We start from the raw sequence: 22,624 nt of genomic DNA on the forward strand, positions 1-22,624 counted from the left end.
GCGGTAGAATCGCGGTTTCTCCCCCGATTCCGACCCGAACATTCCATGCGACCCAGCGGCCGCGCAGCCGATGCGCTGCGTTCCATCAGCCTTACCCGCCACTACACCCGCCACGCCGAGGGTTCCGTCCTCTGTGCCTTTGGCGATACCAAGGTGCTGTGCACCGCCAGCGTGCTCGCCAAGGTGCCACCGCACAAGAAGGGCAGCGGCGAAGGCTGGGTCACGGCCGAGTACGGCATGCTGCCCCGCGCCACGCACACGCGCTCGGACCGTGAGGCCGCGCGCGGCAAGCAAACCGGCCGCACCCAGGAAATCCAGCGCCTGATCGGCCGCGCCATGCGCTCGGTGTTCGACCTGGCGGCGCTGGGCGAATACACCATCCACCTCGACTGCGACGTGCTGCAGGCCGACGGCGGCACCCGCACCGCGGCCATCACCGGCGCCTTTGTCGCCGCGCACGACGCGGTCACCACCATGCTGCGCGATGGCCTGATCGCCGGCAGCCCGATCCGCGACCACGTGGCCGCGGTCTCGGTCGGCATGGTCGAGGGCGTGCCGGTGCTCGACCTGGACTACGCCGAGGACAGCAGCTGCGACACCGACATGAACGTGGTCATGACCGGCAGCGGCGGCTTTGTCGAGGTGCAGGGCACTGCCGAAGGCGCGCCTTTCAGCCGCGCCGACCTCGACGCCATGACGCGCCTGACGGAAGCCGGCATCGCCCGCCTGGTGCAGCACCAGCGCGAAGCGCTCGGCCTGGCCTGACGCAGGATCCGACCATGCAACGACTGGTACTGGCCTCCAACAATCCCGGCAAGCTGCGCGAGTTCGGCACGCTGCTGGCACCGCTCGGCTTCGACGTAGTGCCGCAAGGCGACCTGGGCATCCCGGAGGCCGAAGAGCCCTTCGTCACCTTTGTCGAAAACGCCCTGGCCAAGGCGCGCCACGCCAGCCGGCTGTCCGGCCTGCCCGCGCTGGCCGATGATTCCGGCATCAGCGCGCGCGCGCTCGGCGGCGCGCCCGGCGTCTATTCGGCGCGCTATGCGCAGATGGCCGGCAAGCCCAGGTCGGATGCGGCCAACAACGCGCACCTGGTGTCGCAACTGGCCGGCAAGCTGGACCGCCATGCGCACTACTACTGCGTGCTGGTGTTCGTGCTCCATGCCGAGGACCCCTGCCCGCTGATCGCCGAAGGCGTGTGGCATGGCGAGGTCGTCGACGCGCCCCGCGGCGCGGGCGGCTTTGGCTACGATCCGCATTTCCTGCTGCCGGGGCTGGGCAAGACCGCCGCCGAGCTGTCGGCGGAAGAGAAGAACGCGGTCAGCCACCGCGCGCAGGCACTGCGTGCGCTGGTGGCCAGGCTGCAAGCCGACGCCGCGCAGCGCAACGGCCGATGATCCCGATCGTACCGGCCGGCAGCGCGCCGTCCGCCGCTTCTCCCGTCGACAGCAAGCAGCTTTGGCTCAAGCCCGGGCAGATCAGCCTGCCGGGATCGCCGCCGCTGTCGCTGTACGTGCATATCCCGTGGTGCGTGCGCAAGTGCCCGTATTGCGATTTCAATTCGCACGCGGCGCCGGGCGCCGACAACCATGAGATCCCGGAAGAGATCTACCTGGACGCGCTGCGCGCCGACCTGGAGCAATCGCTGCCGCTGGTGTGGGGCCGCCCCGTGCATACCGTCTTTATCGGCGGCGGCACGCCCAGCCTGCTGTCGGCCGGCGGCATGGACCGGCTGCTGTCCGATATCCGCGCCTTGCTGCCCCTCGATGCCGACGCGGAGATCACGATGGAGGCCAATCCCGGCACCTTCGAGTCCGGCAAGTTCGCCAGCTATCGCGCCAGCGGCATCAACCGGCTGTCGATCGGCATCCAGAGCTTCAACGACCGGCACCTGCAGGCGCTCGGCCGCATCCATGGCAGCGCCGAGGCGCGCAAGGCGATCGATATTGCGCAGGCGAGCTTCGACAATATCAACCTCGATGTGATGTACGCCCTGCCTGGACAGACGCCGGAAGAATGCCGGCAGGACCTGGAAACCGCGCTGTCGTACGGCACCACGCACCTGTCGCTGTATCACCTGACGCTGGAGCCGAACACGCTGTTCGCCAAATTCCCGCCCGCGCTGCCGGACGACGACAGCGCATACGAGATGCAGGACCTGATCGAGGCACGCACGGCCGCGGCGGGCTATCGCCACTACGAGACGTCGGCCTATGCGAAGCCGCATCGCGAGGCGCGCCATAACCTCAACTACTGGCGTTTCGGCGATTACCTGGGCATCGGCGCGGGCGCGCATGGCAAGCTGTCGTTCCCGCACCGCATCCTGCGCCAGATGCGGCACAAGCATCCCGCTACCTACATGGCGCAGGCGCTTGCCGGCAATGCCGTGCAGGAAGCGCGCGACGTGAGCGCCGACGAGTTGCCGTTCGAGTTCATGCTCAATGCGCTGCGCCTCACCGAGGGCGTGCCCGCAGCGAGCTTCCACGACTACACCGGGCTGCCGTTGCACACCATCAGCAAGCAACTCGCCGACGCGGAAAAGAAGGGACTGCTGGAAGCCGACCTGACGACCATCCGCCCGACGGAACTGGGGCGGCGCTTCCTGAATGACCTGCAGGAGATGTTCCTGAAGGACTGAGTTTTGGACGCAGAGGCGTCACAAAAGACAAAGGCCACGCAATCGCGTGGCCTTTGCCGTTCCGGACAGGAGTCAGCGTCAGTACGGCGTCGCCATATCGTTGGCCACGCGTGCGCGCATGCCGACCTGCAGGTTGCCCAGGTTCGACTGCGTCACGGTGGCGACGCGTCCATCGTCCAGGCGCACGTTGACGCGATACGCGTTCTGCGTATTGCTGCCCGCGCGCTTCTCGATCTGGTTACCCGCCACCGCGCCGACCACGGCACCGCCGATGGTGGCCGCGGTCTGCCCGCGCCCGCCGCCGATCTGGTGGCCCAGCAGGCCGCCGGCCGCACCGCCGATGACGGTGCCGAGCAGGCCCGAACTGCCCTGCGTGGAGGTGATCGGCTCGATCGATTCCACGCGGCCGTAGTACACCGAACCGGCCGGCGCCTGCGAGGTGTTGGGCGTCTGGTAGCCCGGAGGCGGCGCCGTGTTGTATCCGGTATTGCTGTAACCGCCGTTATACGGCGCGGCACAACCAGCCAGCACCGCCACCGCAGTAGCTGCCGGCAGGATCAGCCATTTCTTGCTTTGCATTCGCATATTGAGTTCTCCTCTGTTGCCAGTTGAAGCAGGGATCGGGGCACACACCGGCGGCACACGCCGCGATCCCGTGCACTCCAATATGAGCGGCGGGCCCATGTGAAGGTTCCGCTGTGTCAGACAGACGCCGACAACCGCGGGCAGCGGTGTGGCAGGAAGCTTACGCATGCAGTGTTGCCGCGCTGCAAGACCACCCCGTTGCACGCGGGCCTTGTATAATGCGCGGCCTGACCGTCAGGTCGATGGCAACGAGGCGCCGAAGGACCGTCCTTTCGCGCTACAATGCCCGCACTTTCCGGAAGCGTGGCCGAGTGGTTTAAGGCAGCAGTCTTGAAAACTGCCGATGGGGTGACCCATCCGTGAGTTCGAATCTCACCGCTTCCGCCAGACAGCAAGCCGGCCCGCACCGGGCAACCGGTGCGGGCCGTTGTTATTGGGAAGTGGCTTCCGGACACTGCATCAGCAGCCGGTAGGCTTCAGCCTCTGAAACCTTCAGCCGGTACTTCTGCGCCAGCACGCGCGCAAAGGCGTGTGCCGATTCCGGGTCGCTGTACCGCAACTGCTCCCGATACGCCTCCACCTCATAGCGCAGCCGCCAGCGCCGGCTGGCGAGATAGAGCACACCCATCAGCCCCCAGCTGCGCCAGAACTGGCGCACGTGGACTTTTTCGTGTTCGATCAGCGCTTCACTGGCGCCGGGCCGCAGAAGGATCAGCGGGCCTGGCGTAAAGCCGTCAAACCCGCGCGGAATCAGCCAGCGGGTTTCGACGACCAGGCAAAGCGGGGAGCGGCAGTAGCGGAGCATGCGTCAAGCATAGCCCGGATGCCCGCGCCCTGCCTTGCCGTGTTCTCAGGCCGCCGCGCGCAACGGCGCAGGCGCGGCAGCCGCGGGCATTGCCAGCGCCGACTCGCCGCGCGATCGGCCAGAGCTGAGATAGCCGGCGATCGATTCCTGCGTCACTTCGCCCAGGTAGTCGCCGTCGGCGCCCATCACCGGCAGCCAGCTGGTGTTGTGCTGGTACATGCGCGACAGCACGATGCGCAGGTGCTCGTCGAACGCCGCGGTCACCGCGAACTGGCGCATCACCTCGCTGCACACGCCCTTGCCCGAGCGCGCGTCGCGGCGCGTGACGTAGCCGACTGCACGCTGCGCCTCGTCCACCACCGGCAGGTGGCGCACGTCGGCATCGTCCATCACGCCCAGCGCCTCTGCCAGCGGCATGCCGGGGTGGCAGCTCGGCGGCATGGTGGCGGCGTCGCCGGCGCGCACCAGCAGCAGGCGCTTGAGCGTGTTGTCGTGGCCGACGAAGGCCTGCACGAACTCATCGGCAGGGTGCGCCAGCAGCGCGTCGGGGTGGTCGAACTGCACCAGCTTGCCACGGCGGAATACGGCCACCTTGTCGGCCAGCTTGATCGCCTCGTCGATATCGTGCGAGACCATGATCACGGTCTTGCCGAGCTGGCGCTGCATCTGCAGGAATTCGTTCTGGATGCTCTCGCGGTTGATCGGGTCGACCGCGCCAAACGGCTCGTCCATCAGCAGCACCGGGGCATCGGCCGCCAGCGCGCGGATCACGCCGATGCGCTGCTGCTGCCCGCCCGACAGCTCGCGCGGGTAGCGGCCGAGCATCAGGTTGGGGTCGAGCTGCACCATCGCCATCAGTTCGCGCGCGCGCTCGCGGCATTGCTTCTTGTCCCAGCCGAGCAGGCGTGGCACGACCATGATGTTCTCTTCGATGGTCATGTTGGGGAACAGGCCGATCTGCTGGATCACGTAGCCGATCTTGCGGCGCAGGGTCACGCCGTCGATGCCGCGCGTGTCCTCGCCCTCGATGCGCACCGTGCCTGAGGTCGGCTCGATCAGCCGGTTGATCATCTTCAGCGTGGTGGTCTTGCCGCAGCCCGACGGGCCGAGGAAGACGCAGATCTCGCCGCGCGGCACCGTCAGCGACACGGCATCGACGGCACGCACTTCGGTGCCGTCTTTCTGCTGGAAGGACTTGGTGAGTTGGTCGAGTTCGATCATAGACGGATCCCCTTCGGCGTCAGCGCCCGCTGCAACCACTGCAGGAAAGCGTCCGCCACGATGGCGAGCAGGCTGACCAGGACCGCGCCCACGGCCAGCTTGCTCATGTTGCTCTGGCTGATCGCCTGCAGGATCAGCACCCCAAGGCCACCCGCGCCGATGATGGCGGCAATGGTGGCAACCCCGATATTCATCACCACGGCGGTACGCACCCCGCCAAGGATCACCGGCACCGCCAGCGGCAGGTCGACCAGCCGCATCCGCTGCCAGGTGGTCATGCCGATGCCGCGGCCCGCTTCCTGGATGCCGGGGTCGACATTGGCCAGCGCGGTGTAGGTGTTGCGCATGATCGGCAGCAACGAGTACAGGAACACCGCCGTCACCGCCGGCACGTAGCCGAGCGCATGGCCGAAGCGCGCGAAAATCGGGATCATCAGCCCGAACAGCGCGATCGACGGCAGCGTCAGCACGATGGTGGCCAGCGCCAGCAGCGGCGTCGCCAGCGCGCGGAAGCGCGTGATCACGATGCCCAGCGGCACCCCGATCAGGATCGCCAGCCCCACCGCCGAGCCGACCAGCGCGAGATGCTCGCCGGTCATTTTCAGCAGCGTGGGCCAGCTGTGTTGCAGGTAAGCAAATAGGTCCATTCGCAAATCCTCAGATCAGTCGTGGCTGCGCAGGAAGTCCTCCGCGACCTTGTCCACCGGCTGCTGGCCGATGTCCACCTTGTAGTTCATGTCGGTCATGCTCTCGTTGTCGAGCTTTGCAGCGAGTGCATTGAGCAGGCCGGCCAGTTCCGGATGCTTGTCGAGCACCGGCTTGCGCACCACCGGCACCGCGTTGTATGGCGGGAAGAAATGCAGGTCGTCTTCCAGCAGCACGAGGTCGAAGCCCTTGACGCGGCCATCCGTGGCGTAGACCAGGCCCAGCTCGACCTGGTTGTTCTTCAGGGCGGTGTAGACCAGGCCCGGGTCGAGCTGGACCACGTCGCGGCGCGAGAACGGCAGCTTGTACAGCGCCTTGAGCGGCTCCAGGCCGTCCGGGCGCGCGGCGAATTCCATGTCCACCGCGAACGGGTGGCTGGCATCGGGGCCGGCCTTGCGCATCTGCTCGGCGAACGCCGACAGCGTGGTCACGCCTTTGCCAGCGCGTTCCTTCGGCATCGCCAGCGCGTAGGTGTTGTTGATGTTGGAGGCATCCAGCCACACCAGCCCGCGCTCGCCGTCCATCTGCCGGACGCGCTCATAGCTTTCTTTCGCGCCCAGCTTTTCCTGGACCTTGTTGAACACGATCAGCGCGGTGCCGGTGTAGTCCCAGACCACGTCGAGCTGGTTGCTCTCCATGGCCTGGCGCATCAGCGTGCTGCCCAGCCCGGCGGTCAGCTCAGTGGTGAAGCCCTTGGCGCGCAGGTACTTCGACGTGATCGACGACAGCAGCAGCTGCTCGGTAAAGTTCTTCCCGCCTACGCGGATCGGTGCCGCGGCGGCAGCGGCGGCGTGCGCTCCGGGCGCCGTGGCCAGTGCCAGCCCTGCCGCGAACGCGGTGACGGCTGCCACCAGCATCGCGGCGCGCCGCGCGCGGCGGCGGATGAATTGCATTGGGTCTTTCATGTCGGCCCTCTTGGTAACCTTGGTAACCTTGGTCGTCGCCTCAGCGCGCCAGCCCGCGGCGGCGCAGGTACATCTGGCCGGCAGCGGCGAACAGCGCGTCCAGTGCCAGTGCCAGCAGCGCGGTGGCGGCCGCGCCCAGCAGCAGCAGCGGCTGGTTGTTCAGGTAAATGCCCGGGAAGATCAGCTCGCCCAGGCTGTTGGCGCCGATCAGGAACGACAGCGGCACCGTGCCGACGTTGATCACCAGCGCGATGCGGATGCCGGCCAGCATCACCGGCAGCGCGTTCGGCAGTTCCACGCGCACCAGCCGCTGCACCGGCGTCATGCCGATGCCGCGCGCCGCTTCGAGCAGCGTGGGCGAGACGTTGCGCAGCCCCTCGTAGCTGTTGCGCACGATCGGCAGCAGCGAAGCCAGCCAAAGCGCCAGGATCGCCGGGCGCTCGCCGATGCCGAGCACTGCCAGCGCGAGTGCCAGCACCGCCAGCGACGGCACCGTATTGCCGACGTTGAAGACCTGCATCAGCCGGTCGGCCCAGCGGCGCATGCACGGGCGGCTCAGCGCGATGCCGGCCGGGATGCCGGTGGCCAGCGCGAGCGCCATCGAGATCGCGACCAGGCGCAAATGGTCGGCGACGTCGTAAATCAGGCGCTCCTGATATTTCTGAATCACATCGACGCCAATCCATGCGACCAATGCGGCGATCGCGGCAAGCGTCAGTCCTGCCCAGGCGAAAGACCGGGCCGATTGCTTTGACATACTCTCCCCTCCTGCGGCTCGAAAAGAGCGCAAGACGCCACTTCCCGATCGCGGAAAACAATATGGGCTGGTGGGTGCGGAGATGGAGGCGCCACCGGCCCGGTTCAGATTGCATTGCCGCCATGACCGGCACGATTGCCGGCGGACGGTCTGTGGGCCCTTCCGCATTGGCGGGGGAGCCCGATTGACGGGAAGCCGGCCAGTGTCCGGGCAGTCCCTGAAGCGGCGCAACCGGCGACGCATAGGCGTGGCGACCAGTTGGCCAGTGGCAGCGCAGGTATTGAGGTTTTTCGGCGCGCCGCCGATCCATCGGCCGTTGACTGGCAAGGGCTGGCGCGGGTTCGACCACCTTGCAATTCACATCAACGGATGACAAAGAGAGCGCTATTATAGCGATCTTCTTCGATCTTGTCATCTTTCCGGTTTCCACCCCCGATTTTGCGGCAATTTTATGCTTCCGCGAGGTGTTGGCGGCACCGGTCTGAAGGGCTGGCGCCGGCCGTCACGTCGTTCCAATTTTGATAGCGGCGTGCAAAAGCATCGACCCATGGATGGAACAATCTGTTGTCTTCCCGCCCTCTACTCTTTCCCGGCCAAACCACTAAATTGACGGGGTAGCTGAAACGACGGGATCGCGCGGCACGATCGCAACGCCTCCCGCCCACAGGAGAAAGACATGGATACCCGTAGCCTCTTCACCACCGTTCCCGCCACCGCCGCGGAAAGCGTGCAGCGCTCGCGCACCGTGGACCGCGTCGTGCGGGGCATCGCCACGTCCGACGGCGCCGGCGTCAAGCTGACCCGCGTGCTGACGCAGAACCTGCAGCGCCGGCTGGACCCGTTCCTGATGCTCGATGCCTTCGGTACCGACAGCAAGGACGACTACGTCGGCGGCTTCCCCGATCACCCGCACCGCGGCTTCGAGACCATCACCTACATGCTGGCCGGCCGCATGCGCCATCGCGACAGCGCCGGCAACGAAGGCCTGCTGCAGAACGGCGGCGCCCAGTGGATGGTGGCCGGCGCAGGCGTGGTGCACTCGGAAATGCCCGAGCAGGAAGACGGCCGCATGGAAGGCTTCCAGCTCTGGCTGAACCTGCCGGCTGCGGACAAGATGACCGCGCCGTGGTACCGCGACATGCCCTCGGCCGAGATTCCGACGGTGGCGCTGGGCAATGGCGGAACGGTTCGCGTACTGGCAGGTGCCAGCCACGGCGTGGCCGGCGCGGTGACGCGCCCGGTGACCGAGCCGCTCTACCTCGACGTGCTCCTGCCGGCCGGACAGGCGTTCACGCAGGCACTGCCGGCCGGGCATAACGCCTTTGTGTACGTCTATCAGGGCGAGGTGTCGATCGGCGACGGCGATGACCGCGCGGTGGTCGAGCCCCAGCGCATGGGCGTGCTGGACAATGCCGGCACGGCCGACGGCGTGGTGGTGCGGGCTGACGCGGACGCGCGCTTCCTGCTGATCGCCGGCAAGCCGCTGAACGAGCCGATTGCGCAGTACGGCCCCTTCGTGATGAACACGCAGGAGCAGATCTACCAGACGCTGGCGGATTTCCGGGATGGGCGGTTCGCGACGATCGCGGCGGGTTCTGGGGCGTAATTCGCCTACCGGTTTGCTCCCCCTCTCCCGCGCGCGGGAGAGGGGTTGGGGGAGAGGGCCGGCGCTGGCAAGTAGCAACGGCCCTCACTACGTGGGCACTCCCGCCCTCTCCCCCGCCCCTCTCCCATAAATGGGAGAGGGGCGACAACATTCGCAATCCTGACCCCATCAGCTTCGGCAAGCCGCCGCCTCCGCCAGGAGGCGGCGGCTTTTTTCCGTGCCGTAGCCGGCATGCGACTTGCAACCTGCCTGCAACCGTTGCGGGGACTGGACACTCGCCCGTTCCGGGCCTTCCAGACCCCGCGCACTTATATAATTCGTCACCAATATCGAGCATCACCAGTTCATGATGAATGCTGCAATGCGTCGCGGCGATCCTGCGCCACGCACTGCCGCGCTTTGACATCCCGACGTTGCTGCCCTCACAACAACCCGAGCCGCCTCAGTGACATCACAAACCCCTCCCAGGCTGGCGCTCGCCCATATCAGCAAGCGCTATCCGGGCGTCGTTGCCAACGACGACGTCAGCCTTACGGTCGCCCCCGGCGAGATCCACGCCGTCCTGGGCGAGAACGGCGCCGGCAAGTCCACCCTGATGAAGATCATCTTCGGCGCCGTCCGGCCCGATGCCGGCGAGGTGCACTTCAACGGGGCGCCGGTCACGATCAGCAGCCCGCACGATGCCCGCAACCTGGGCATCGCCATGGTGTTCCAGCATTTCTCGCTGTTCGACACGCTGACCGTGACCGAGAACATCGCGCTCGGCCTGCCGGCCAGCCAGCAAGGCAACATGAAACAGCTGGCCGAGCGCATCCGCGCCACCGCCGAGCGATACGGCCTGCCGCTGGAACCGAACCGCCACGTGCACACGCTGTCGGTCGGCGAGCGCCAGCGCGTGGAGATCGTGCGCGCGCTGCTGGCCAACCCGCAGCTGCTGATCCTGGACGAGCCCACTTCGGTGCTGACGCCGCAGGCAGTGGAAACGCTCTTCGTCACGCTGCGCCAGCTGGCCGACGAAGGCACCAGCATCCTCTACATCAGCCACAAGCTCGACGAGATCCGCGCGCTGTGCCATCACGCCACCGTGATGCGCATGGGCAAGGTCACCGGCGTGTGCGATCCGCGCCAGGAAACCGCGGCGTCGCTGTCGCGGCTGATGATCGGCGGCGAACCGCCGCGCGAGGCGCGCGTCGCCGCCGAACGCGGCCCGGTGCGGCTGAGCGTGCAGGAACTGTCGCTGCCGCGCTCGCATGCCTTTGCCACCGAACTCGACCGCATCTCGCTTGACGTGCATGCGGGCGAGATCGTCGGCATCGCCGGCGTTTCCGGCAATGGCCAGCAGGAATTGCTCGCGGCGCTGTCGGGGGAAGACACGCGCGCCTCGCATGGCTCGGTACAGCTTGGCGGCAAGCCTGTCGGCAAGCTCGACGCGCGCCAGCGCCGACGCGCAGGGCTGGCCTTCGTGCCGGAAGAACGCCTGGGCCGTGGCGCGGTGCCGGGCATGAGCCTGTCCACCAACATCCTGCTGTCGCACCAGACGCCGCCCTACGTGCGGCAGGGCATGATCTCGCCGCGCGCGGCGACCGGGCTCGCGGCGGCGGTGATCGACCGCTTCCGTGTCAAGGCCAGCGGGCCGGATGCGCTGGCACGCAGCCTGTCCGGCGGCAACCTGCAGAAATTCATTGTCGGCCGCGAGATCGAAAGCGGCCCGAAGGTACTGATCGTGGCGCAACCGACGTGGGGCGTGGACGTGGGCGCCGCGGCGCAGATCCATAACGAGATCCTGGCGCTGAAGGCCACCGGCTGCGCCATCCTGGTGGTGTCGGAAGAACTCGACGAGCTGTTTGCGATCTGCGACCGGCTGCACGTGATCGCCAAGGGCCGCCTGTCGCCCCCGGTGCCGACCGTGAACGCCACGCGCGAGCAGGTCGGCCTGTGGATGAGCGGCATGTGGCAAGGCGGCCCCGCCCAGGCACGTACCGCGGAGGTGGCAAGCCATGGCTGATGTGCGACGCCTCTTCCCCCGTTCCCCGCTCACGCTGGCACCGCGCGGGCTGCCGTCGCGCACCATGGCCTATGCCTCGCCGGTGGTCGCGCTGGCGCTGACGCTGCTGTTCGGCGCGCTGCTGTTCCTGGTGCTGGGCAAGGACCCGGTGGCCGCGCTCAAGGTGTTCCTGGCCGATCCGCTGCGCGACAAGCGCGCCATCGGCGAGGTGCTGCTGAAGACGGTGCCGCTGGTGCTGTGCGCGCTGGGGCTTTCGGTGTGCTACCGCGCCAATGTGTGGAACATCGGTGCCGACGGCCAGCTGATCGCCGGCGGCATCTGCGCGGGCGCCGCGGTGCTGTATTTCGACGTGCCGGGACAGGCCATGAACGGCACCGTGGTGCTGGTGCTGGCGTCGCTTGCCGGCATCGTCGGCGGCATGGCGTGGGCTTCGCTCACTGCGCTGCTGAAGGACAGGTTCAATGCCAACGAGATCCTGGTCTCGCTGATGCTCACCTATATCGCGCAGCAACTGCTGCTGTGGGTGGTCAACGGGCCGCTGAAGGATCCTAACGGCATGAATTTCCCGCAGTCCAAGGTGTTCTCGTCCGAGTTCCTGCTGCCCAACCTGATGTCGGGCTCGCGCCTGCACGCCGGCTTTGCGGTGATGCTGGTGCTGGTGGCGGTGATGACGGTGTTCGTGTTCCGCAGCTTTGCCGGCTATCGCCTGCAGGTCGGCGGCACCGCACCCGCGGCGGCGCGCTACGCGGGCTTTTCGGCGCGCAGCGCATTGTGGAGCGCGCTATTGATCTCGGGCGCGACCGCGGGGCTGGCAGGCGCGTTTGAAGTGGTCGGCCCGATCGGCCAGCTGCTGCCGTCGATCTCGCCGGGCTACGGCTTCACCGCGATCATCGTCGCGTTTATCGGGCGGCTGCACCCGGTCGGCACCGTCTTCGGCGGCATCATGATGTCGCTGTTCTATATCGGCGGCGAGATGGCGCAATCGCGCCTGGGCCTGCCTTCGGCCATAGGCTGGGTGTTCCAGGGCATGCTGCTGTTCTTCCTGCTGGCCTGCGACACCCTGATCGAAAACCGCCTGCGCTGGCGCGCCACCACGGCCTGAGCGGAGCAGACAAAACACATGGAACAACTCGCTCCCCTCATCGCCACCGCCATCAACGCCGGCACGCCGCTGCTGCTGGCGGCGCTGGGCCTGCTGATCAACGAGCGCTCGGGCGTGCTCAACCTGGGCGCCGAAGGCATGATGCTGGTCGCGGCGGTGGCCGGCTTCATGGTCGGCTACCAGACCCAGTCGCCGATGCTCGGCTTTGCTGCCGGCGCGCTGGCCGGCATGCTGATGGCCACGCTGTTCTCATGGCTGGCGCTGGTGCTGGCCACCAACCAGGTCGCCACCGGCCTGGCGCTGTCGATCTTCGGCACCGGGCTGTCGGCCTTCATGGGCCAGCGCTTCGTCGGCCATGCCATGCCGGCGCAGGCCAAGGCCGTGCCCGGGCTGGCCGACCTGCCCTTCGTCGGTCCGGCGTTCTTCCAGCATCACTGGATGGTGTACTTCAGCCTGCTGCTGTGCCTTGCCATCATGTGGTTCCTGTTCCGCACGCGCGCGGGCCTGACGCTGCGCGCGATCGGCGAATCGCCGGAATCCGCGCACGCGCTGGGCTATCCGGTGCGCACCATCCGCTTCGGCGCGTTGCTGTTCGGCGGCGCCTGCTGCGGGCTGGCGGGCGCCTACCTGTCGCTGGTCTATACCCCGATGTGGGTCGAGAACCTGGTCGCCGGGCGCGGCTGGATCGCGCTGGCGCTGACCACCTTCGCCACCTGGCGCCCCGGCCGCGTGCTGATCGGCGCGTGGCTGTTCGGCGGCGTGACGATCCTGCAGTTCTACCTGCAGGGCATCGGCGTATCGGTGCCGTCGCAGTTCCTGTCGATGCTGCCGTACGCGGCCACCATCGTGGTGCTGGCGCTGATCTCGCGCAACCCGGCGTGGATACGACTGAACATGCCGGCATCGCTGGGCAAGCCGTTCCGGCCCGGCAATGCCTGATCGCTATTTCTGACGGAAATCCCAGAGCTACCAACAATTCACACAAGGAGAAATCATGATCGTCACGCGCAGGAAGACCCTGGCGGCGCTGGCCGCCACCGCAGTGCTGGCCCTGGCCGGCTGCGGCAAGAAGGAAGCCGACAAGCCTGCCGAGACCGCCGGCGCCGCTTCCGCGCCCGCTGCCGGGCAGGCGGCCGAACCGCTCAAGGTCGCCTTCGTCTATATCGGCCCGGTCGGCGATGCCGGCTGGACCTACGCGCATGACAACGGCCGCAAGGCCGTGGAAGAAAAGTTCGGCAACAAGGTCAAGACCACCTTTGTCGAGAACGTGCCGGAGTCCGCCGCCGACGCCGAGCGCGTGTTCCGCGACCTGGCCAGCCAGGGCAACAAGCTGATCTTCGGCACCACCTTCGGCTACATGGAGTCGATGCTCAAGGTCGCCAGGGAATTCCCGGACGTGAAGTTCGAGCACGCCACCGGCTTCAAGACCGCTGACAACATGGCCCAGTACGACGTGCGCACCTATGAAGGTGCGTACCTGGCAGGCGTGGTCGCCGGCAAGATGAGCAAGACCGGCAAGATGGGCGTGGTCGCGTCGGTGCCCATCCCCGAGGTGATCCGCAATATCGACTCGTTCACGCTGGGCGCGCGCAGCGTCAACCCCAACGCCACGGTCAAGGTGGTGTGGGTCAACAAGTGGTTCGATCCGGGCAAGGAGCGCGAAGCCGCGACCACGCTGATCGGCCAGGGCGTCGACATGCTGATGCAGAATACCGACTCCGCCGCCGTGGTGCAGACCGCGCAGGAGAAGGGTGTGCATGCCTTCGGCTGGGACAGCGACATGACCAAGTTCGGCGACAAGGCCCACCTGGCCGCGTCGGTGATCTCGTGGGGCGTCTACTACAACAAGGTGGTGGAAGACGTGCTGAACAACCAATGGAAGAACAGCACCACGTGGTGGGGCCTGAAGGAAGGCATGATCGACCTGAAGTCGTTCAACGCGGTCGTGCCGGAAGATGTGAAGAAGCTGGTCGAGGAGCGCAAGAAGGGCATTGCCGATGGCAGCGCGCCGATCTGGAAGGGTCCGATCAAGGACAACACCGGGAACGAGCAGCTGGCGAAGGATCAGGTCGCGGATGACAAGTTCCTGCACGGCGTGAAGTTCTATGTCGAGGGTGTGGAAGGGAAGATCCCGGGGTGATGGGTGCGCCAAAGCCGCCCGGACTCGCCTAGGCAGAGTGCACCAAAGCCGCTCGAGCTGGCCTAAGCAAGGTGTTCTCCCTCTCCCCTCACGGGGAGAGGGTTGGGGTGAGGGGCGGTTTGGCGAGGAACCACATTAAGCGAGGCCAACGGTTCTAACCCACCTGCCTCAGCCTTTGACCCTCCCGCCCTCACCCCCGGCCCCTTTCCCACGTCATGGGAGAGGGGAGAAAACCGCGGGCATCAGAAGCCGCGATATCACTGCTTCTCCCATCACATTCCACCCGCGGAACTTGAAGCCGTCAACAACGGCCCAAGCTATCTGCGTATGCGCCAGTGTCAGGCGCGCGCCATGTGAAGGAGGCCTCTCATGTTGAAGCGATTCTCGGCCCTGTGGACGCTGGTACGCCGCGACGGGCGGCTGTTCTGGTATGCGCTGCGCCACCCGGATGCCCCGGCATGGCTGAAACCCGCGGCGATCGGGCTGTTGCTGTACGCGATTTCGCCGATCGACCTCGTGCCCGACGTGGTCGCGGGTCTCGGCATCATCGACGACGTGGTGCTGATCCCGCTGGCCGTCCACCTGATCCTGAAGCGCCTGCCGCCGCATATCCTGCGCCAGGCGCAGGCACGCGCCACCGCCACCACGGTCCGGCCGCACTGAGGCCGCCAAAGAAAAATCCCCGGGGCACTGAGTGTCCCGGGGATTTTTTTATACCTGCGCCGAACCGGATTCAGCGCGGCAGCAGAATCGTCGAGCCGGTGGTCTTGCGCGCTTCCAGGTCGCGGTGCGCCTGCGCCACTTCCGACAGCGCATAGCGCTGGCGGATATCGACCTTGACCTTGCCCGTCGTGACCGCGTCGAACAGGTCGGCCACCATCGGCTCGAGCAGCTCGCGGTGCACCACGTAGGTCATCAGCGTCGGGCGCGTCAGCCGCAGCGAACCCTTGTTGCCCAGCACCGAGAGATCGAACGGCGGCACCGGGCCCGAGGCATTGCCGAAGCTCACCATGGTGCCGCGCGGCGCCAGGCAGTCGAGCGAGCCCTGGAAAGTGTCCTTGCCGATCGAGTCATAGACCGCCGGCACGCCCTTGCCGTTGGTGATTTCCTTGACGCGGTCCACGAACGACTCGCGCGTGTAGACGATGGTATGGGCGCAGCCGTTGGCGCGCGCCAGTTCGGCCTTCTCATCCGTGCCGACGGTGCCGATCACGGTCACGCCCAGCGCCTTCAGCCACTGGCTGACGATCAGGCCCACACCGCCGGCAGCCGCGTGCAGCAGCACCGTGTCGCCCGGCTGCACCGGGTAGCTGTCGCGGATCAGGTATTGCGCGGTCAGGCCCTGCAGCATCATGGCCGCGGCGGTGTCGAACGGAATCGCGTCCGGCAACCGCACCACGATGTCGGCCGGCATCACGCGCACCTGCGCATACGCGCCGGTCGGACGGCCGGCATAGGCAACGCGGTCGCCCACGCTCACGTGGCCGACGCCCTCACCCACCGCCTCGACCACACCCGCGCCCTCCATGCCCAGGCCGCCGGGCAGCGGCTGCTTGTACAGGCCGGTGCGGAAGTAGACGTCGATGTAGTTCAGGCCCACCGCTTCATGGCGCACGCGCACCTGGCCGGGGCCGGGCTCGCCCACTTCCACATCGACCCACTGCATGACTTCGGGACCGCCGGTCTGCTCGATCCGGATGGCTTTGCTCATCTGCGTCGCTCCTAGTTGTGGTGTTGCATCGATCGGGAGAATTCAGCTTGCCTGCGTGCCATCCGCCTCATTGGCCAGGCCGGCAATCAGCAGCTCGGCAGTGGCGACGTTGGTCGCGCATGGCACGTTGTGCACGTCGCACGCGCGCACCAGCGCGTTGATATCGGGTTCATGCGGCTGCGGCGTCATCGGGTCGCGCAGGAACACCACGGCGCGCACGCGCCCTTCGGCCAGCTGCGCGCCGATCTGCAGGTCGCCGCCCCACGGTCCCGACAGCATGCGCGTCACTTCCAGTCCCACCTCGTCGATCAGGCGGCCGCCGGTGGTGCCGGTGGCCAGCAGTTCGCACTGCGAAAGGAACGCGCGGTGGCGCGTGGCGAAGGCAACAATGTCGTCCTTCTTGTGGTCGTGGGCGATCAGCGCGATGCGAGGGCGTGTCATCAGTAATTCCTGGTTGGGGTGGTGAGACTGCAGCAGGCTGTGGAAATCAGAACGTGCCGGGGTAGGCGCCGCCGTCGATCAGCAGGTTCTGCCCGGTGATATAGGCGGCCTGGCGGCTGCACAGGAAAGCGCAGGCGGCGCCGAACTCGGCCGGCTCGCCGAAGCGGCGCGTCGGGTTCTGCGCGGCACGGCGCTGCGCCACTTCCTCGACACTCAGGCCGGCCTGCTTCGCGCCGCCTTCCATGGTCTTGCGCAGGCGATCGGTATTGAACGGCCCGGGCAGCAGGTTGTTGATGGTCACGCCATGCTGCGCAACTTCGCGCGCCACGCCCGCGACAAAGCCGGTCAGGCCGGAGCGCGCGCCGTTGGACAGCCCCAGCACATCGATCGGTGCCTTGACCGCGCCGCTGGTGATATTGATGATGCGGCCCCACTTGCGCGCGATCATGCCGTCGACGGTGGCCTTGATCAGCTCGATCGGGGTCAGCATGTTGGCGTCGAGCGCGGCCAGCCAGTCGCTGCGCTCCCAGTCGCGGAAGTTGCCCGGCGGCGGGCCGCCGGCGTTGTTGACCAGGATGTCGAGGTCACCCAGCCTGGCGGCGGCGTCCAGCGCCGCCTTGCGTCCTGCGGGCGTGGTGATGTCGGTCGCCACCGCGATCACGCGGCGGCCATGGCGGGCGCGCAGGTCGGCGGCGGCCTTCTCCAGCGCCTCGGCGCCGCGCGCCACGATCACCACGTCAACGCCTTCCGCCGCGAGGGCATCGGCGCAGGCCAGGCCCAGGCCCTTGCTGGCGCCGCACACCAGCGCATGCTTGCCGCGCAGTCCCATGTCCATGTGTTTCTCCTTTGTCTGTTGTCCTGGTACGGCCGGGAGCGTCCGGCCGGTGCATCAATTTCTCTTTGCCGAGAGCAGGTACATGCCGCCCAGCACCAGCGCGCCGCCGGCCAGCTGCACGCCGCTGACCGGTTCGCCCAGCAGCCAGTAGCCGAGCAGCAGCGTCGATACCGGGCCGATCATGCCGGCCTGCGAGGCCAGCGGCGCACCGATGCGCGCCACCGCCACCATGGTCATCGACACCGGCAGCACCGTGCAGAACACCGCATTGACGAGTGACAGCCACATCACCGGCGCCGGCTGCGCCAGCTCGGCCACGGGCCGGCCCAGCGCCACGTACTGGATCACGCAGCAGGCGGTGGACACGCACATCGCATAAGCCACCAGCCGCAGCGAGCCGATGCGCCGCACCAGCTCGCCGCTCAGGATAAGGTAGACAGCGTACGTCATGGCACTGCCCAGGACCAGCGCGCCGCCCAGCCACACCTGGCTGCCGCTGACGTCGAGGTCATGGGCGAAGACCAGCACGATGCCGGCATACGCCAGCAGCAGCGACAGCCACTGGCGCGAACGGATCGGCCGCCGGAACACCAGCGCGGTGGCCAGCAGCACGAACGACGGTGTCAGGAACAGGATCAGCCGCTCCAGCCCGGCGGTGATGTATTGCAGGCCGATGAAATCGAGGAAGCTGGAGAGGTAGTAGCCGATAAAGCCGAGGAACACCACGCGCCCGCGGTCCACCCACGACAGCGATGCCAGCCGGCGCGACTGCCACCAGCCGATCGCCATGAACAGCGGCACGGCGAACAGCATGCGCAGCGTCAGCACCATCACGGCATCGACGTTGTAGCGGTACATCAGCTTGGCAACGATCGCCTTGGCGGAGAACAGCACCGCGCCGACGGCGGCGATGGCAAGCCCCGCGCGCTGCGGCGACGGCAGCGCGGCAGGCGCGGCGAGGGACTTCTGGGAGGCGGACACGGGAATACGTGGATAGCGGGCCGCAGGGCCGGTGCACACCGGCCCTGCGCGGCCCCGCGAAGCGACCCGACGATTGTATTCGAAAAGACGCAACCGCATCGGCGGCCGCCCCGGCCTGCCGCGCGTACTGCCGATCCCCTACAATGGCCGCGCGCCGCCTGCGTCACGGCCGGCGCCACAATAACAACCCCCAGGAGACTTCTCGCCATGCCAACCCATCCCGCACACGCCGGCCGCCGCGCGCTGCTGCTCGCTGCCATGACTGGCGCCAGCGCGCTCGCCGCCAGCTTCGGTGCCGCCGCCGCACCCGGCGACGGCTATCCGTCCCGTCCGATCCGCTTTGTCGTGCCCTACGCCGCCGGCGGCACCACCGACCTGGTGGCGCGCACGGTCGGCCAGCGCGTGGGCGAGAAGCTCGGGCAGCCGGTGGTCATCGAGAACCGCCCCGGCGCCGGCGGCAACGTCGGCATGGACGCCGTGGCCAAGGCCGCGCCGGACGGCTACACCATCGGCTTCGGCGCGATCTCCACCAATGCCCTCAACCCGCATATCTACAAGCAGGTGCCGTTCGACCCGCGCAAGGACTTCACCGCGATCAGCCTGCTCGGCACCTCGACCATCGTGCTGGAGGTCAGCCCGGCGCTGCCGGTGAAGACCGTCAAGGAACTGGTGGCCTACGCCAGGGCCAATCCCGGGCTGACCTATGCAACCGCCGGCACCGGCACCTCGATGCACCTGGCGGGCGCGATGTTCGCGCAGATGACGCAGACCAGCCTGACGCACGCGCCGTACAAGGGCAGCAGTCCGGCCATCAACGACATGCTGGGCGGCCATATCAGCGTGATGTTCGACAACCTGCCGGCATCGCTGCCGCATATCCAGGCGGGCAAGCTGCGCGCACTGGCGGTTGCCGGCAAGCAGCGCGCGCCGTCCCTGCCCGACGTGCCGACGCTGGCCGAGGCGGGCTTGCAAGGCTATGCGGTCGAGCCATGGTTCGGGGTCTATGGCCCGGCCAACCTGCCGGTACCGGTGGTGCAGGCGCTGAACAGCGCCTTCGTCGAGGCGCTGGCACGTGCCGATGTGCGCGAGAAGCTGGTGCAGGCGGGCTTCAATCCCAAGGGATCCAGCGCGGCTGAGCTGCAGGCGCTGACGCAGTCGGAATACGAGCGCTTCGGCAAGGTGGCGAAGACCGCGGGGATCACCGTCGAGTAGGCAACGGACGCGCAAGCAGCGGATATACTCGGGGCACGCTCATCCAATGCATCACGATCGACGTGCCCAACCCCTCCGCATCTACCGCATCGTCAGCAGACCAGACCGCCCCCGACTACGATTTCACCGAGCAGGTGGGCCACCTGCTGCGGCGCGCGTACCAGCGCCACGTGGCGATCTTCCAGCAGACCATCCCGGATTCGCAGCTCACCGCGGCGCAGTTCGTGGTGCTGTGCGCGGTCAGGGACCGGCAGCCGTGTTCGCTGAACGAAGTGGTGCGCGCCACGGCGATCGACCAGGCGACGGTGCGTGGCATCATCGAGCGGCTGAAGGCGCGCAAGCTGATTGCGGTGTCGCATGACCCGAACGACCGGCGCAAGGTGGTCGTGACGGTGACGCCCGGGGGATTGGCGCTGATCGATGAGACGGTGCCGTTTGCGAAGCAGATCTCGGAGCAGACGTTTGGCAGCCTGAATCCGGCGGAGCGGGTGGCGGTGACTTACCTGCTGCGGAAGATGAGCGAGATCGATGAGGGGAATGGGGGCGCGTGAGCTTGACTGAGGGTCAAGCATGCTGCCGGTCTGCTCCCCTCTCCTGCAAGCGGGAGAGGGGAGCCAGACAGCGGTATGCTGAGGCCCTCAGCCCCGCAACGCCGCCAACACCGTCTCCGGCACGAACGGCGGCCGCCGCAGCCTCACTCCGAGCGCATCGAACAACGCATTGGCAATCGCCGGCGCCCCCGGCAGCGATGCCGACTCCCCTGCCCCCATCGGCGGCTCTTCCTGCCGCGGCATCAGCACCACCTCGATCGGCGGGATTTCCGGGAACGTCAGCAACGGATAGCTGCCCCACTCGCGGCTGGCAACACCGTCGGCGTCGAATCGCACCTGCTCCTTCAACACGCGGCTCAAGGCCTGCACCACGTTGCCGTGGATCTGGTGGCGCACGCCATCCGGGTTGACCATCATGCCGGTATCCTGCCCGACCACCAGTTTCTCCACGGCGATGCGGCCCGTTGCCGCTTCCACGGCCACATCGACCACCCATGCCGCCCATGCCGCGCCGAATCCCGGGAAGCGGCTGTGGATATAGCGCGCATAGGCAACACCGCGCCCGCGCAGCATGCCGTCGTCGCCAGCGTTGCCGCGCGAACCCTGCGCGCCGCGCTGCCAGCCCGCCGCGTCGGCCACCGCGCGCAGCAGTTCGGCGGCGCGCGTGTCGGGCAAATGACGCAGCCGGAAATCGATCGGATCGACTCCGGCTTCGGCGGCCAGTTCATCGATCACGCATTCATGCGCGAACGAATTCGGCAGCGCCGATACGCCCCGCAACCATGACGCGCGCACGATGGCGGGCGTATCGTCGCAGCCGATGCGGCGCGCGCGGTAGTCATACGGCGGCACCGCGGTGCGGTCGCCCATCTCCAGCGTGCGCGGCGCGTTGGGAACGATGCCGGCGAGCACCAGCGCCAGTGTCGGCGCATCGTTGGACGGATAGCGGCTGGTGAAGTCATAGCCAAGCAGTTCGCCGTCGGCGCCCAGCGTTGCGCTGACGTCCATCAGCTGGGCCGCGCCCTTGGGTTCCCACAGGTGTTCCTGCTCGCGCGACAGCTGCACGCGCACCGGATGGCCGACGGCACGCGACAGCAGCGCGGCATCGGCGCAGACATCGTCCGCGCAATTGCGGCCGTAGCAGCCGGCGGCTTCCATGCGCACGATCTCGATGCTGTCCTCGCCCAGCCCGCACAGGCGAGCCAGGTCGATGCGCAATACGTGCGGGTTCTGTGTGCCCGACCATACCGTCAGCCCATCCTCATGCCAGTCAGCGACCGCGCACGACGGACCGATCGAGCCATGCATCTGGTATGGCCAGACGTAATGGCGTTCCAGCGTCTTGCCGGCCCCGGCCGCGGGCAATTCGCCGTCGTTCAGCAGTTCGCGCCGCGTCGCCGGGTTGGCGCGCAGCGCGGGTTCAGGGTCTGCGAGCGACGGCATCGGCGGCACGGGCTTCCACTGCACCCGCAGCTTGCGCGCGGCAAGCACCGCATGCTCTTCGCGCTCGGCCACCACGCCGACGAAGTCGCCCTGCACCACCACATCGACCAGTCCCGGCACATCGCGCACCGATTCGCGGTCGACCGCGAGCAGGCTGTTGCCGACGAAGTCGCCGCTGTCGCGCCCGGCGTAAGGCGGCCGCACCACGCGCCCATGCAGCATGCCGGGGACGCGCACGTCATGGACGAAAGTCAGAACGCCGCGTGCCTTGCCGGGGATATCGACGCGGCCCGCGGAGCGGCCGACGATGCGGTAGGACTCGACCGGCTTGATCGGCACATCGTCGGCCAGCGGCAGTGCCACATGCCCGCCCTGCACCAGCGTGCCGTAGCCGATGGCGGCGTCGGACCCGCGCACGCGGAACTCTCCATCCTGCGCTTCGAGCTGGTCGGGCGCCACGCCAAGCTGCTGTGCCGCACGCGCCAGCAGCCATGCGCGCGCCTGCGCCGCGGCACGGCGCAGCGGGATGGCGGAAATCTGGATCGATGCGCTGGCGATGGTCGGCCCCTGGTTGGGGGTGGCTTCGGTATGGCCCAGCACCATGCGCACCTGCGACAGCGGCACGTCGAGTTCTTCCGCCACGATCTGCGCCAGCGCCGTGCGGATGCCGGTGCCCAGGTCGACATGGCCGTTGAAGGCCAGCACCTCGCCACTGTCGCGCACGGCGATGAAGATATCGGGCAGCGCCGGCACGTAATCCGACGCGGCGCCGGGCTGGCCGGGCGCAGGACGCGCCGCCGCCTGTGGCGCGCGCGTGACCAGCAGCACGCCGGTGGCCTGCAGCAGCGCCAGCCGCAGTGCGCGCGGCGTGGCCGGATCGGCCTGTGCCACGGGTTGCAGGGTCGTTGCCGTCATCGTCTTCCATTCTCCTTCAACGGGGCGCCGTTATACTGCCAGCCAACAGAGTCAGAGCCACCCAAC

The 22,624-nt window shown here is 67.6% G+C and carries 22 protein-coding genes and 1 tRNA gene; 12 read left to right on the forward strand and 11 right to left on the reverse strand.

The genetic code is table 11. The features are described from left to right. Positions 1–45 precede the first annotated feature (45 nt). From rph to hemW, 3 genes are read left to right on the forward strand one after another with little or no spacing between them, the layout of a single operon-like run. The gene (gene rph / locus J8I82_RS19625; protein ID WP_209760436.1) at positions 46–765 is read left to right on the forward strand and encodes a ribonuclease PH; all 720 of its coding nucleotides are present in this window, start codon (positions 46–48) and stop codon (positions 763–765) included. A gap of 14 nt (positions 766–779) precedes the next feature. After that, positions 780–1,397 carry an RdgB/HAM1 family non-canonical purine NTP pyrophosphatase gene (gene rdgB / locus J8I82_RS19630; RefSeq protein ID WP_209760437.1) on the forward strand — a complete coding sequence of 206 codons (618 nt, stop codon included), beginning with the start codon at positions 780–782 and terminating at the stop codon, positions 1,395–1,397. After that, positions 1,394–2,638 carry a radical SAM family heme chaperone HemW gene (hemW, locus tag J8I82_RS19635; RefSeq protein WP_209760438.1) on the forward strand — a complete coding sequence of 415 codons (1,245 nt, stop codon included), beginning with the start codon at positions 1,394–1,396 and terminating at the stop codon, positions 2,636–2,638. The genes rdgB and hemW overlap by 4 nt, the downstream gene beginning before the upstream one ends. A gap of 78 nt (positions 2,639–2,716) precedes the next feature. On the opposite strand, the gene J8I82_RS19640 is transcribed toward hemW, so the two are convergent. Next, a complete protein-coding gene (locus J8I82_RS19640) occupies positions 2,717–3,223 on the reverse strand; it encodes an outer membrane lipoprotein (protein ID WP_209760439.1) in 507 nt (168 codons plus the stop codon). A gap of 297 nt (positions 3,224–3,520) precedes the next feature. On the opposite strand from J8I82_RS19640, the gene J8I82_RS19645 reads away from it, so the two are divergent. Next, positions 3,521–3,610: transfer RNA gene (locus tag J8I82_RS19645), tRNA-Ser, on the forward strand. A gap of 43 nt (positions 3,611–3,653) precedes the next feature. Here the strand turns inward: J8I82_RS19645 and J8I82_RS19650 are convergent. From J8I82_RS19650 to J8I82_RS19670, 5 genes are read right to left on the reverse strand one after another with little or no spacing between them, the layout of a single operon-like run. Next, the gene (locus J8I82_RS19650) at positions 3,654–4,028 is read right to left on the reverse strand and encodes a hypothetical protein (RefSeq protein WP_209760440.1); all 375 of its coding nucleotides are present in this window, start codon (positions 4,026–4,028) and stop codon (positions 3,654–3,656) included. 45 nt (positions 4,029–4,073) lie between these two features. Then, positions 4,074–5,249, reverse strand: a complete 1,176-nt coding sequence (locus tag J8I82_RS19655; protein WP_209760441.1) for an osmoprotectant ABC transporter ATP-binding protein OsmV — start codon at positions 5,247–5,249, stop codon at positions 4,074–4,076. Further along, the gene (locus J8I82_RS19660; RefSeq protein WP_209760442.1) at positions 5,246–5,896 is read right to left on the reverse strand and encodes an ABC transporter permease; all 651 of its coding nucleotides are present in this window, start codon (positions 5,894–5,896) and stop codon (positions 5,246–5,248) included. Before J8I82_RS19660 ends, J8I82_RS19655 begins: the two co-directional genes overlap by 4 nt. A gap of 15 nt (positions 5,897–5,911) precedes the next feature. Next, a complete protein-coding gene (locus J8I82_RS19665) occupies positions 5,912–6,847 on the reverse strand; it encodes a glycine betaine ABC transporter substrate-binding protein (protein WP_209760443.1) in 936 nt (311 codons plus the stop codon). 52 nt (positions 6,848–6,899) lie between these two features. Next, positions 6,900–7,616, reverse strand: coding sequence for an ABC transporter permease (locus J8I82_RS19670; RefSeq protein ID WP_209760444.1), 717 nt, complete (start codon positions 7,614–7,616; stop codon positions 6,900–6,902). Positions 7,617–8,292: 676 nt separating this feature from the next. Here J8I82_RS19670 and J8I82_RS19675 point away from each other — a divergent pair. The 6 genes from J8I82_RS19675 to J8I82_RS19700 all read left to right on the forward strand — a co-directional run bounded on the left by J8I82_RS19675 (position 8,293) and on the right by J8I82_RS19700 (position 15,132). Further along, positions 8,293–9,222 (forward strand): pirin family protein, encoded by a 930-nt coding sequence (locus J8I82_RS19675; RefSeq protein ID WP_209760445.1) that lies wholly within the window; start codon positions 8,293–8,295, stop codon positions 9,220–9,222. A gap of 445 nt (positions 9,223–9,667) precedes the next feature. After that, on the forward strand, positions 9,668–11,227 hold the full coding sequence (locus tag J8I82_RS19680; protein WP_209760446.1) for an ABC transporter ATP-binding protein: 1,560 nt from the start codon (positions 9,668–9,670) through the stop codon (positions 11,225–11,227). Then, positions 11,220–12,329, forward strand: coding sequence for an ABC transporter permease (locus J8I82_RS19685; protein WP_209760447.1), 1,110 nt, complete (start codon positions 11,220–11,222; stop codon positions 12,327–12,329). Before J8I82_RS19680 ends, J8I82_RS19685 begins: the two co-directional genes overlap by 8 nt. A gap of 18 nt (positions 12,330–12,347) precedes the next feature. Continuing rightward, entirely contained in the window at positions 12,348–13,268 is a 921-nt protein-coding gene (locus J8I82_RS19690; RefSeq protein WP_209760448.1) for an ABC transporter permease, read from the forward strand. Between the two features lie 55 nt (positions 13,269–13,323). Next, positions 13,324–14,469: a BMP family ABC transporter substrate-binding protein gene (locus J8I82_RS19695; RefSeq protein ID WP_209760449.1), complete on the forward strand. Its 1,146-nt coding sequence runs from the start codon at positions 13,324–13,326 to the stop codon at positions 14,467–14,469. Between the two features lie 369 nt (positions 14,470–14,838). Next, on the forward strand, positions 14,839–15,132 hold the full coding sequence (locus tag J8I82_RS19700) for a YkvA family protein (RefSeq protein WP_062797448.1): 294 nt from the start codon (positions 14,839–14,841) through the stop codon (positions 15,130–15,132). A 70-nt stretch (positions 15,133–15,202) separates the two neighbouring features. Here the strand turns inward: J8I82_RS19700 and J8I82_RS19705 are convergent, their stop codons facing one another. From J8I82_RS19705 to J8I82_RS19720, 4 genes are read right to left on the reverse strand one after another with little or no spacing between them, the layout of a single operon-like run. Next, a complete protein-coding gene (locus tag J8I82_RS19705) occupies positions 15,203–16,180 on the reverse strand; it encodes a quinone oxidoreductase family protein (protein WP_209760450.1) in 978 nt (325 codons plus the stop codon). A gap of 42 nt (positions 16,181–16,222) precedes the next feature. Next, positions 16,223–16,624 (reverse strand): methylglyoxal synthase, encoded by a 402-nt coding sequence (locus J8I82_RS19710; protein ID WP_209760587.1) that lies wholly within the window; start codon positions 16,622–16,624, stop codon positions 16,223–16,225. Positions 16,625–16,667: 43 nt separating this feature from the next. Further along, the gene (locus tag J8I82_RS19715; RefSeq protein ID WP_209760451.1) at positions 16,668–17,456 is read right to left on the reverse strand and encodes an SDR family oxidoreductase; all 789 of its coding nucleotides are present in this window, start codon (positions 17,454–17,456) and stop codon (positions 16,668–16,670) included. Positions 17,457–17,510: 54 nt separating this feature from the next. Further along, positions 17,511–18,398 carry a DMT family transporter gene (locus J8I82_RS19720; RefSeq protein WP_209760588.1) on the reverse strand — a complete coding sequence of 296 codons (888 nt, stop codon included), beginning with the start codon at positions 18,396–18,398 and terminating at the stop codon, positions 17,511–17,513. 246 nt (positions 18,399–18,644) lie between these two features. Here J8I82_RS19720 and J8I82_RS19725 point away from each other — a divergent pair, with 246 nt between their 5' ends. Both J8I82_RS19725 and J8I82_RS19730 read left to right on the forward strand, forming a co-directional pair. Then, complete coding sequence (locus J8I82_RS19725) at positions 18,645–19,649, forward strand: Bug family tripartite tricarboxylate transporter substrate binding protein (protein WP_209760452.1); 1,005 nt, start codon at positions 18,645–18,647, stop codon at positions 19,647–19,649. Between the two features lie 62 nt (positions 19,650–19,711). Then, entirely contained in the window at positions 19,712–20,200 is a 489-nt protein-coding gene (locus tag J8I82_RS19730) for a MarR family winged helix-turn-helix transcriptional regulator (RefSeq protein WP_209760453.1), read from the forward strand. Between the two features lie 87 nt (positions 20,201–20,287). On the opposite strand, the gene J8I82_RS19735 is transcribed toward J8I82_RS19730, so the two are convergent. Further along, positions 20,288–22,558, reverse strand: a complete 2,271-nt coding sequence (locus J8I82_RS19735) for a xanthine dehydrogenase family protein molybdopterin-binding subunit (RefSeq protein ID WP_209760454.1) — start codon at positions 22,556–22,558, stop codon at positions 20,288–20,290. Positions 22,559–22,624 lie beyond the last annotated feature (66 nt).

Source organism: Cupriavidus consociatus, from assembly GCF_017814975.1.
GTDB classification, from domain to species: Bacteria; Pseudomonadota; Gammaproteobacteria; order Burkholderiales; family Burkholderiaceae; genus Cupriavidus; species Cupriavidus consociatus.